The sequence below is a fragment of the Nocardioides sp. genome, from assembly GCF_016462705.1.
Lineage (GTDB): Bacteria > Actinomycetota > Actinomycetes > Propionibacteriales > Nocardioidaceae > Nocardioides.
The window spans coordinates 15,007-25,727 of record NZ_JAEMSS010000043.1; the positions used below are offsets into that span (position 1 = coordinate 15,007).

Here is a 10,721-nt window from a genome sequence, read left to right on the forward strand (position 1 = left end):
GACCAGGCCGACCAGGCCCACGAGGCCGAACGACCACACCCGGCCGGCCCGCAGCCGCGCGAGCTGGGTCAGGAAGGCGACGCCCTGGCGCCAGTCGGCCTTGCTCTCGCCGTGGGCGCGCTGACCGAAGGTGAACGGCACCTCGCCCACCCTGAGGTCGTGGCGGGCCAGGATCTCGAGCAGGATCTTGAAGCCCTTCGGGCGCAGCCGGGCCAGGTCCACGGCGTCCCGCCGGACGCAGAAGAACCCGGTCATGGGGTCCGTGCACTGCTTGCCGACCCGGCGCGGGAAGGCCGCCCGGGCCAGGGCGGTGCTGGCGGAGGAGACCGTACGCCGCCACGAGTCGCTCAGGCCGGCGGCGTCGCCGTCGCCGCAGTAGCGCGAGGCGACGACCAGGTCCAGGCCCTCGGACGCACCTGCGGCGAAGAGCCGGGGCACCAGCTCCGGCGGGTGCTGGAGGTCGCCGTCCATCACGACCGCCCAGGCGCCCTCGGCCGCGGCCAGGCCGCGGGTCACCGCACCCGAGAGGCCGCCGACCCGGTCGGTGCCGGTCCGGTGGATCATCCGGACCCGGATCGGCGCGCGGCTCATCACCTGCCGGACCACGGCGGGCGTGTGGTCGGTGGAGTCGTCGACGAAGAGGATCTCGGCGCGCAGACCGGCGCACGCCGCGGCGACCCGGGCGACGAGCTCCTCGACGTTGCCGGCCTCGTTGAACGTCGGCACCACGACGGTGAGGTCGGCCAGCGGCCGCACCGCGGGCTGGGTCCGGGTGGTCTGCAGCGTGGTCACGGGGTCACCTGCCTGATCTCGACTCGTTGGGCGCCCTCGCCGAACGAGGCGACGACGATGCTGTTCTGCTGGAGCTGGCTGACCTCGGGCAGCGCGTCGGCGGTCGCGAACGCGAACGCCTCGGACCAGACGACGTAGTCCACGTCCCGCCAGCCGTCTGGCAGCTCCCGGTCGGCGGCCGGGTCCAGGTCGAGCTTGGTGAACCACACGACACCCCAGCCGGGGTCCCAGCCGGCCTCGGCCAGGTCGAGGAAGTAGGTGTTGTCGGTGACGACGACGTCGTCGGTCGAGAGGTTGTCGGTGATCCACTCCACGGCCCGCGGGTGGGACTGGTTGACGTCCTCGGTGAGCGCGGTCCGGAGCTGGGCCGGCCAGCCCAACAGGACGGGCCCGGCGACGAGCAGCGTGGTGACGAAGGCCATCGCCTGGTAGGGCCGCTCCCGCGGCTGCCCGGGGCCCACGTCGCCGCGCAGGTGCTCGTAGCCGGACCAGGCGTGGTCCAGGGCCGCCGCCAGCGCCAGGGCGCAGAACGGGAGGGCCACCGTGACGTACATGAAGGGCAGGTAGCCGTCGGGTCGGAGGGCCACGGCGGCCGCGATCAGGACGGCGACCCCGAGCGGCCTGGTCCGCGGGCGGAGCAGCACGGCGACCCCGGCGACCAGCCCACCGATGACGAGCAGCGAGTCGAAGGAGAGCCAGTACTGCAGGATGCCGTGCGCGCCGGAGCCCGGCTCGAGGATGAAGCCGCTGCCCTCGCGCTCCTCGAGCTGGAAGCGCAGCGCGTCCACGAGGGAGACGTGGCCGGCGCCGGAGAACAGCTCGCCCTTCAGGAGCGCGTAGAGCAGGTACTGGCCGCCAGTGACGCCCAGCGCCAGGGTGAAGCCGACCAGGTCGAACGCCCGGGTGCGCCGGTCCGAGCCGAGCCACAGTGCCCAGACCACGGCCGGCGCGAAGACCAGCGTCGTCTCCTTGGTCAGGCACGCGACCCCGAGCAGGATCCCGGCGCCGATCGCGTGGCCGAGCCCGCGCCGCGGCGCCAGTGCGAGCGCGAACGCGCCGAGCAGCCACGGGACCGCGAGACCGTCGAGGAACACCTGCCGGGACTCGAGGACGGTGAGCGGCGACAGCGCCCACAGGAGCACCGCCGCGGCCGCGAAGCCGCGGCGCAGGTGCAGGCGCCGGGCGAGGACGTAGAGCAGCGCCGCGGACACCATCGAGCAGAGCAGCATGACCAGGCGGCCGGCGACCAGCTGGGTCTCCACGACCTGGGCCGGCAGCCAGGCCAGCGGTGCCAGCAGGATCCAGCCGGCAGGCGGGTGGTCGTACCAGTACGTGTACGGCGCCAGGTCGCCGCCGTAGACCGCGAACGCCTGGCTGAGATAGGTGCCCTCGTCGTCGAAGTACGCCGGCCAGCCGGCGATGTTGAGCCCGTGGACCAGGCCGGTGACCGCGACCAGGACCAGCACGAGCCGGGCGTCGCGCGAGCGGCGGCGCCGGGGGAGCGGAGCGTCGGTGGACGGCAGCGCCTCCGGTGTCGTGGGCCGGGTGGGGACGAGGGTGCTCATGCCGGCTCACCGATCGGCGTCAGGTGGGCTCCGGAGTGCGCGGTCTTCTCCCAGCGGAAGTCCCCGCCGACGTACTTGACCAGCGCCCGGAGCGCCGCCAGGGCCAGGAGGAGCTGGTAGAACGGTGTGCTGACGACCAGGGTCACGTAGTCGCGGACGCCGAGCCTCCAGCCGAGGTCCTTGCCGAGGTCGTGCAGGATCAGGACCTCGAACGCCACCAGCGCCACGGTGGGGACCAGCGGCAGGAACGCCACCATGCCCACGAGCACCGGCAGGTCCGCGAACAGCGCGGTCGCGACCGCGAGCGGCAGCACGAGGCCGGAGAACGCCATCGCGTGCTGCTGGACCAGCGTCCACCAGGCTCCGACCCGCTGCCGGGTGGTCGGGAGCGCCCGCCACTCGCCCTTGGCGAGGACCTGCATGAACCCGAGCGACCAGCGGGTGCGCTGGCGGACCAGGGCGCGGAGGGTGGTCGGCGCCTCCTCGCGGGTGGTCAGGTCGGCGTCGTAGGCGACGACGATGCGCTTGCCCTGGGCGGAGAGGCGGACACCGATCTCGCAGTCCTCGGCCAGGCAGTCGCCGTCCCAGCCGCCGACCTGCTCGAGGAGGGTGCGGCGCAGGAACACGGTGTTGCCGCCCAGCGGGATGAAGCCGGCCTCGGCGTGGCCGTGCAGCCGGGACCGGAACCAGATCCGGTACTCCAGGCAGTTGCGCAGGGTGAACCACCGCGAGCGGTAGTTCATGAGCTGGACGGCGCCCTGGACGACGTCGGCCTCGCGCGCCGTGAACGTGGCGTCCACGCGCCGGAGCAGGTCCGGCGCGGTCAGGCTCTCGGCGTCGAGGATGCCGACGACGTCACCGCTGCACAGCGCCAGCGCAGTGTTGAGCTGACGTGGCTTGTTCTTGACCTCGTGGTGGTCGACCGAGACGCCGACCCGCGGGTCCTCCGCGGCGATCCGGTCCGCGATGGCGAGCATCGGCAGGTCGTCGTGCCCGACCGACAGGACGACCTCGAAGTCCGGGTGCCGCTGCGCCAGCAGGGCGGCCACGGTGGCCCGCACCACGGCCTCGGGCTCGTCCCGGCACGGGACGATCAGGCTGAACGTCAGGGCGGTCTCGTCCGGGTCGTCGGCGAACCGGGTGGCGGAGAGCTGGTCGGGCGACCGCCACGCGTAGAGGCTCCACCAGAAGGTCCCGCCGGCGATGACGGTAAGGGCGAACGCCGTGAGCGCGACCACCACCGTCAGGACGGCCATCCACGCGCTCATGGCGCGTCCTCAGCTGTGCACATTCCCTGTCTCCCCCGGTCCTGCGATCTGTGGCGCCCACTCTTCGAGGCGGGGGAGCCCGGCACATTCGCATGCGGGATGAGCCGGCTACGCACGGATGGGGATGCGCGGCGGCCCGGCCCGCGCTAGGTCGGGCGCTGGCGGGAACACCCCGGCGTGCGGCAAGGTTGTTGAATCATGAAGAAGATCGGGTTCCTGTCGTTCGGGCACTGGACGCCGTCGCCGCACTCGCAGGCGCGCTCGGCCTCCGACGTGCTGCTCCAGTCGATCGAGCTGGCGGTGGCGGCCGAGGAGGTCGGCGCGGACGGCGCCTACTTCCGCGTTCACCACTTCGCCCGGCAGCTCGCCTCCCCGTTCCCGCTGCTCGCCGCCGTCGGCGCGCGCACCAGCCGGATCGAGATCGGCACCGGCGTTATCGACATGCGCTACGAGAACCCCCTCTACATGGCCGAGGACGCGGCGGCCGCCGACCTGATCGCGGGCGGCCGGCTCCAGCTCGGCATCAGCCGCGGATCACCGGAGCAGGTCATCGAGGGCTACAAGTACTTCGGCTACGACCCCGGCGAGGGCAACGACCACGCGGAGATGGCGCGTGAGCACACCCGGGTCTTCCTCGAGGTGATCGACGGCAAGCGGTTCGCAGAGCCCAACCCGCGACCGATGTTCCCCAACCCGCCGGGGCTGCTCGGCATCGAGCCGCAGTCACCGGGCCTGCGCGACCGGATCTGGTGGGGCGCCGGCACCCGCAAGACCGCGGTGTGGACCGCCGAGCAGGGCATGAACCTGATGAGCTCCACCCTGCTCACCGAGGACACCGGGGTGCCGTTCCACCAGCTCCAGGCCGAGCAGCTCCAGATGTTCCACGACGCGTGGAAGGCAGCGGGGCACGAGCGGGCGCCCCGCACCAGCGTGAGCCGCAGCATCTTCCCGATCGTCAACGACACCGACCGCGCCTACTTCGGCCAGGAGTCCCGCAGCACCGACCAGGTGGGCCACATCGACGGGGGCACCGCCCGGTTCGGCAAGACCTACGCCGGCGAGCCGGACCAGCTGGTCAAGGACCTCGCCGAGGACGAGGCGATCGCGGCCGCGGACACGCTGCTGCTGACCATCCCCAACCAGCTCGGCGTCGACTACAACGCGCACCTGCTGGACAGCATCGTGCGGTACGTCGCGCCGGAGCTCGGCTGGCGCTGACGGCTCAGCGGGCTCAGGCGGGCGGACCGTAGGACAGGTGCACGACGCCGTTGGCGTAGACGTCGTGCGCCAGCAGGGCCAACGTGGTCGGTCCCTCGCCCTCCCGCCAGAGTCGCTCGCCCGCGCCCAGGGCGATCGGGTAGACGAACAGGTGCAGCTCGTCGACGAGGCCGTCGGCCAGGAGGGCGCGGACCAGCTGGCCGCTGCCCGAGATGTAGATCGTCCCGTCGCGCTCGTCCTTGAGCCGGCGGATCGAGTCGGTGTCGTAGGGGCCGAAGGGCGTCGAGTTGTCCCACTCCTCGGTGAGCGGCTGCGTCCCGACCACGAGCTTCTCGGTCTCGTTGAAGAACGGCGCCCCGGGGTCGTCCTCCACGTTCCGGTCGCGCCACCCGGGCGCGAACATCTCGTGGGTCCTGCGGCCCAGCAGGATGACTCCGGCGTCGTTCGTGATGGCGCCGATCGTCTCGCCCATCTGGTCGTCGAACCCGAACTCGGCGGTCCAGGTCGGCGACTCGAAGACGCCGTCGAGGGAGATGAACTCGTGCACTGCGATGGTGGCCATGTCAGGTCCTCAGTGTTGGTGGTGCGGGTGGTTGTCACCCACTCCACGAACGGCGCCGTCCCGATACGACACCCACTGCCCTAGTCTCGGCCGATGGCATACACGGCGTGGGCGGCAACCGCACTCCTGGTGACGGCGGGGTTGGCTGCTCCTGCCGGCGCCGCGCCCACCAGCCCGGACCCGGGGTTCGGGGGCGACGGGTCGGTCACCCTGCACTCCGACGCGCACCCGACGTACCTCGGAGACCTGGAGGTGCTCGACGACGGCCGGACGATGGTGCTCGCGCAGACGGGCGTCGACCCTGCGCTCGAGCTGTGGCGGCTGCGTCCCGACGGGACGCCGGACCCGACGTTCGGCGGGGGCGACGGGGTCCACTCCTTCGGGGGGCCCGAGAACTACGAGGACGTGCACCTGGCGGTCGACCCGGACACGGGCAGGAGCTACGTGTCGGCGTTCGTCGACGGTGCGCCCTTCCCGACGTTCCTGTGGCGGGTCACCGAGTCCGGCGCGCCCGACGCGTCGTTCGGCGGCGGCACCGGCCAGGTCCAGATCCTCGAGCGGCTCGTGGAGGACCTGACGACGGCCCCGGGCGGCAAGCTGGTCATGGTCGGCAGCGACTTCGCCGCCAACGTCGTGGGTGTGTGGCAGCTGACCGAGACCGGCGCGCCCGACCCCGGGTTCGGGACCGGTGGCTCCGTGGTGCTCTCGACGGACCCGAACGACCAGGCCGGCGCGGTGCTGCGCCAGGCCGACGGCCGGCTCGTGATCGCCGGCTCGCACTACAGCCCGACGTCGTCGAACCTGACCGTGGCCCGGGTGACCAGCACCGGTGTCCTCGACGCCTCCTTCGGCGGCGACGGCACGACGGTGGTCGACCCGAGCTCCCCGGGAGTCACCACGTCGACGGTGTGGTCACCGGACCTCGTCGTCCGCCCGGACGGCCGGCTGGTCGTCGTGGCCGGGCTCAACCAGAACAGCGGCGGCTTCCTCAACAGCCTGCTGGTGACCGGGCTGAAGGCCTCGGGCGAGCCCGACCCCGGGTTCGGCACCCGCGTGCTCACCCAGGTGGCCGGCACCGACGCGAGTGCCGCGCTCCAGCGCGACGGGGCCCTCGTCGTCGGCGGCGTCGTCCCGCCGAGCTCGGCCGACACGGGCGCGATCGTGAGGTTCACGCCGGCCGGTGGGCTCGACCCCACCTGGTCCGACGACGGCATCCTCCCGCTCCCGGGCGCGCAGGGAGCCGTCCTGCTCGGCCTCGTGCCGACCGGCCGCCTCATCGCCGCGCTCCCGGTGGAGAACGCGACCGACGACACCGAGGTCCTGGCGTTCCAGGGCACCCCGGTCCCGCGCTGCAAGGGCCAGCTCGCCACCCAGTTCGGCACCACTCGTACGGACCGGATCGTGGGCACCGTCGGGCGCGACGTCCTGGTCGGGCTCGGTGGCAAGGACAAGCTCAAGGGCCGCGACGGCAAGGACCTGATCTGCGGCAACAGCGGCCGGGACAAGCTCTTCGGGGGCACCGGCAAGGACAAGATCTACGGACAGGGCGGCAACGACCTGCTCGTCGGCAACCAGGGCAAGGACGTGCTCCGCGGCGGGGGCGGCAAGGACAACGTCAAGCCGTGAGTCCCGCTCGCCGGGTCAGGAGACGAGCGACACCGCCAGGTCCGCGCTGGCCCGGTAGTCGACCTTGCTGACCGCGGTCCGCGGGACCTCGGACACGAAGAAGACCTCCTTGGGCACCTTGTAGTTGGAGATCAGCGTCCGGGCGAAGTCGCGCAGGTCGTCGGCGCTGACCGCCGAACCGTCGCGGCGCTGGACGAGTGCGGTGACCTGCTGGCCCCAGCGCTCGTGCGGCGTGCCGACCACCGCGACGTCGAACACGTCGTCGTGGCGCAGCAGCACCGCCTCGACCTCCTCGGGGTGGACCTTCTCGCCGCCGGTGTTGATGCAGACCGAACCCCGCCCGAGGACGGTGACCGAGCCGTCCTCCTCGCGGCGGGCGAAGTCGCCGGGGATCGACCAGCGCACGCCGTCGATCTCCTTGAACGTGGCAGCGGTCTTGACCGGGTCCTTGTAGTAGCCGACCGGCATCGGCCCGCGCCGCCCGAGCATGCCGTCGACGCCCGGCGGGCACGGCCGCATGTCCGGGTCGAAGACCTCGACGTCGTCGCCGGCCGCGAACTTCGGCGCGCCGACCGCGGCCTCGGTCCCGTCGTCGATCCGGGACGCCGTCGCGCCGGACTCCGAGGCGCCGTACGTGTCGAGGATGAACCGGCCCGGCAGCGCCTCCCGGATCTGCGCCCGGACCCCCTCCGACAGGGGAGCCGCGCCGTTGGAGACCGCCGCCAGCGACGACAGGTCCCACCGGTCCGGCTCGGCGAGGATCGCGTCCGCGACCGGACGCCCCATCGCGTCGCCCAGGAACGTGAGGGAGTTGACGCCGGCCTTCTGCACCAGGTCGAGGATCGCCTCGGCGGAGAAGCTCGGCTGGTCGTAGAGCGCGACCGTCGCACCGGAGACGTGGCCGTTGCCGAGGATCCACTGGCTGCCGCCGTGCATCATCGGGCCGCAGGCCAGCATGACCATCGGCGTCTCGTTGGCGGCCGCCTCGGCGGCGAGCTGCTCGACCGACTCGATCGGCGCGCCGAAGCGGGCCGCGTTGAGCGCCGCCAGGATCAGGTCCTCGTTGCGCCACACGACGCCCTTGGGGCTGCCGGTGGTGCCCCCGGTGTACAGCACGTAGGGGTCGTCCGGCGTCCGGCCGCCGAGCCGCTCGGTCGAGGCCGACGCGAGCGCGGCGTCGTACTCCTCGCCCAGGACGATCACGTGCTCCAGGGTCGGTACGTCGAGAGCCGTGACCGCCTCGACGTGCTCGGGGGCCACGATCGCCGCGACGCAGTCGGCGTTGTCGTAGAGGTAGGTCAGCTCGTCGTGGAGGTACTTGTAGTTGATGTTGATCGGCACGGCACGTGCCTTGAGGCAGCCGTAGAACGCGTCGACCCACTCGATCCGGTTGGCGGAGTGCACCGCCACGTGGTCGCCCGCGCCGACACCGAGCGAGACCAGGTGGTTGGCCAGCCTGGTCGACCGCTCGTCGAGCTCCGCGTAGGTGTAGTCGCGGTCGATGGTCGCGATCGCGACCCGGTCGGGCACCGCGTCGGTGATCGCCTCGAAGACGTCGGCGAGGTTGAGGGGGCGAGCGGTCACAGGAGTGCCTTCCGGAAACTAGAACACGTTCTCGTCAACCTAGGTCAGCGCGACAAGCCCGTCCAGCAGGGGGTGAGCCACCGGCGAGGCGGGTTCTCCTAGTCTGTGCCGGTGACCGGGGAGGGCGGCTACGCATGATCAGCGTTCTCGGCCCGCTCCAGGTCGTCCACGACGGAGAGGTCGTCGACATCGGCTCGCCGCGACACCGCGAGGTCCTCGCGGCGCTGGTCGTGGACGCGGGGCGCGTGGTGCCCACGGAGACGCTGATCGAGCGCGTCTGGGGGGAGGGCCGCGGCGGGACGACCGCCAACCTGCACGCCGTGATCTCTCGGCTCCGGTCGCGGCTGCGGGAGGCGGGGGAGGACGTCGAGATCGCCACGGCCGCCCCGGGCTACCGCCTCGACGCACCGGGGACGATCGACGCCGAGGTGTTCCAGCAGCTGTGCCACGAGGCCCGTTCCCTGCGCGCGGCCGGCGACCAGGGGGCGGCCCGGGCCCGGCTCGAGGAGGCGCTGGGGATGTGGCGCGACCGGGCGTACGCCGACGTCCCGCACCCGTTCGCCGAGGCCGAGGCGGCGCGCCTGGACGGACTGCGGCTGGCCGCTCACGAGCAGGCGGCCGAGCTCGACCTCGGCCTCGGCCGGACCGCGTCGGCGCTGGACCGGCTGCCGGGGCTGGTCGCCGAGCACCCGCTGCGCGAGTCCCTGCGGGGGCTGCTGATGCTCGCGCTCTACCGCGCCGGCCGTCAGGCCGAGGCGCTCGACGTCTACGCCGAGGCCCGGCAGGTGCTCGCCGAGGAGCTGGGCCTCGACCCGGGGCCCGAGCTGCAGACCCTGCACCAGCGGATCCTCGAGCACGACGCGCTGCTGTCGGGTCCGGCGCCGGTCGTGGAGGCCGACCCGAGCGCGGCTGCTCCCGCGCCCTCGGCTCCCGGGTCGTGGACCTCCGAGGTCGTGGTGCCGCCGACCGCGCTGCACGGGCGGGTCCGGGACGTCGAGTACGTGACCGGCCTGCTCGCCGACTCCGCGGAGCGGCTCGTGACGGTCACAGGGGTCGGTGGGGTCGGCAAGACCCGGCTGGCGTACGCCGTCGCCGAGGCGTCCCGGGCCCGGTTCCGCGACGGCGTGGCGGTGGTCTCCCTGGCGCCGTTGAGCGATCCGGACTCCGTGCTCCCCGCGGTCGGGCGGGCGACCGGCCTGCCGTCCGCGGAGGGCACCGACCCGGCGGCCGCGGTCACCGAGCACCTGCGGCACCGCGAGGTGCTGGTCGTGCTGGACAACGCCGAGCACCTCCTCGACGCCGCGGCGGGCATCGGCCGCCTGGTGGCGTCGTGCCCGGGGCTCACCGTGCTGGTGACCAGCCGGACGCCGCTGCGCCTGCGCGGGGAGCTGCAGTACCAGCTCGCCCCGCTCGGGCTCCCCGAGCCCGGCGCGACCGACCCGGGTGCTCTCGCCGGGTCCGCCGCGGCCGCGCTGTTCCTCGAGCGGGCCCGGTCGGTGTCGCCGGGGTTCGTCCTCGACGACGGCAACGCGGAGGCGGTGGGCGCGATCTGCCGCCGGTTGGCGGGCATCCCCCTGGCGCTGGAGCTCGCGGCCGCGCGCACGCGGCTGCTCACCCCGAGCGCGATCCTGCAGCGGCTCGACCAGGTGATGGCCGCCGGCGGCGCCCGGGACCTGCCCCCGCGGCAGCGCACCATGCGAGCGGCGATCGACTGGAGCTACCAGCTGCTGGGCGCGGAGGAGCAGCGTCTCTTCCGTGCCCTCGCGGTCTTCGTCGACGGGTTCACCCTGGAGGCCGTCGAGGCCGTGGTCGGACCGGACGACGTGCTGGAACCGCTGGAGTCGCTGGTCGAGCACTCGCTGGTGCTCCCGGACCCCGAGCACGCCGACGTCGCGCGGTTCCGGATGCTCGAGCCCGTCCACCAGTACGCCGCCGGTCTGCTGGACGGCGACGAGGAGCAGCGGACCCGGCTGGCCCACCTGCGCTACTTCCTCGACGTCGCCGAGGCCACCGAGCCGTCGTACCGGGGACCGGGCACCGTCGAGGCGATGGGGCTGACCCAGCGCGAGCACGCCAACTTCGTGGCGGCGATGGAGTGGGGGACCC

The 10,721-nt window shown here is 73.0% G+C and carries 8 protein-coding genes; 3 read left to right on the forward strand and 5 right to left on the reverse strand.

Annotated features, from left to right (window positions below; genetic code table 11):
* The 3 genes from JHD21_RS07725 to JHD21_RS07735 all read right to left on the reverse strand — a co-directional run.
* Positions 1-792 (reverse strand): polyprenol monophosphomannose synthase (locus JHD21_RS07725; RefSeq protein WP_292673096.1); only part of this gene is annotated, 792 nt, incomplete at its 3' end.
* Positions 789-2,357: a glycosyltransferase family 39 protein gene (locus tag JHD21_RS07730; protein ID WP_292673099.1), complete on the reverse strand. Its 1,569-nt coding sequence runs from the start codon at positions 2,355-2,357 to the stop codon at positions 789-791. The genes JHD21_RS07730 and JHD21_RS07725, both read right to left, overlap by 4 nt.
* A complete protein-coding gene (locus JHD21_RS07735; RefSeq protein WP_292673101.1) occupies positions 2,354-3,625 on the reverse strand; it encodes a glycosyltransferase family 2 protein in 1,272 nt (423 codons plus the stop codon). The genes JHD21_RS07730 and JHD21_RS07735 overlap by 4 nt, the downstream gene beginning before the upstream one ends.
* 198 nt (positions 3,626-3,823) lie before the next feature.
* Here JHD21_RS07735 and JHD21_RS07740 point away from each other — a divergent pair, with 198 nt between their 5' ends.
* Positions 3,824-4,843, forward strand: coding sequence for an LLM class flavin-dependent oxidoreductase (locus JHD21_RS07740; protein WP_292673104.1), 1,020 nt, complete (start codon positions 3,824-3,826; stop codon positions 4,841-4,843).
* 13 nt (positions 4,844-4,856) lie between these two features.
* On the opposite strand, the gene JHD21_RS07745 is transcribed toward JHD21_RS07740, so the two are convergent.
* Positions 4,857-5,405 carry a dihydrofolate reductase family protein gene (locus JHD21_RS07745; protein ID WP_292673108.1) on the reverse strand — a complete coding sequence of 183 codons (549 nt, stop codon included), beginning with the start codon at positions 5,403-5,405 and terminating at the stop codon, positions 4,857-4,859.
* Between the two features lie 93 nt (positions 5,406-5,498).
* Here JHD21_RS07745 and JHD21_RS07750 point away from each other — a divergent pair, with 93 nt between their 5' ends.
* On the forward strand, positions 5,499-7,031 hold the full coding sequence (locus JHD21_RS07750; protein WP_292673110.1) for a hypothetical protein: 1,533 nt from the start codon (positions 5,499-5,501) through the stop codon (positions 7,029-7,031).
* 15 nt (positions 7,032-7,046) lie between these two features.
* Here JHD21_RS07750 and JHD21_RS07755 read toward each other — a convergent pair whose 3' ends face one another.
* Positions 7,047-8,615 carry an AMP-binding protein gene (locus JHD21_RS07755; RefSeq protein WP_292673113.1) on the reverse strand — a complete coding sequence of 523 codons (1,569 nt, stop codon included), beginning with the start codon at positions 8,613-8,615 and terminating at the stop codon, positions 7,047-7,049.
* Between the two features lie 134 nt (positions 8,616-8,749).
* On the opposite strand from JHD21_RS07755, the gene JHD21_RS07760 reads away from it, so the two are divergent.
* The coding region (locus JHD21_RS07760) for a BTAD domain-containing putative transcriptional regulator (protein WP_292673115.1) at positions 8,750-10,721 on the forward strand (1,972 nt) is incomplete at its 3' end.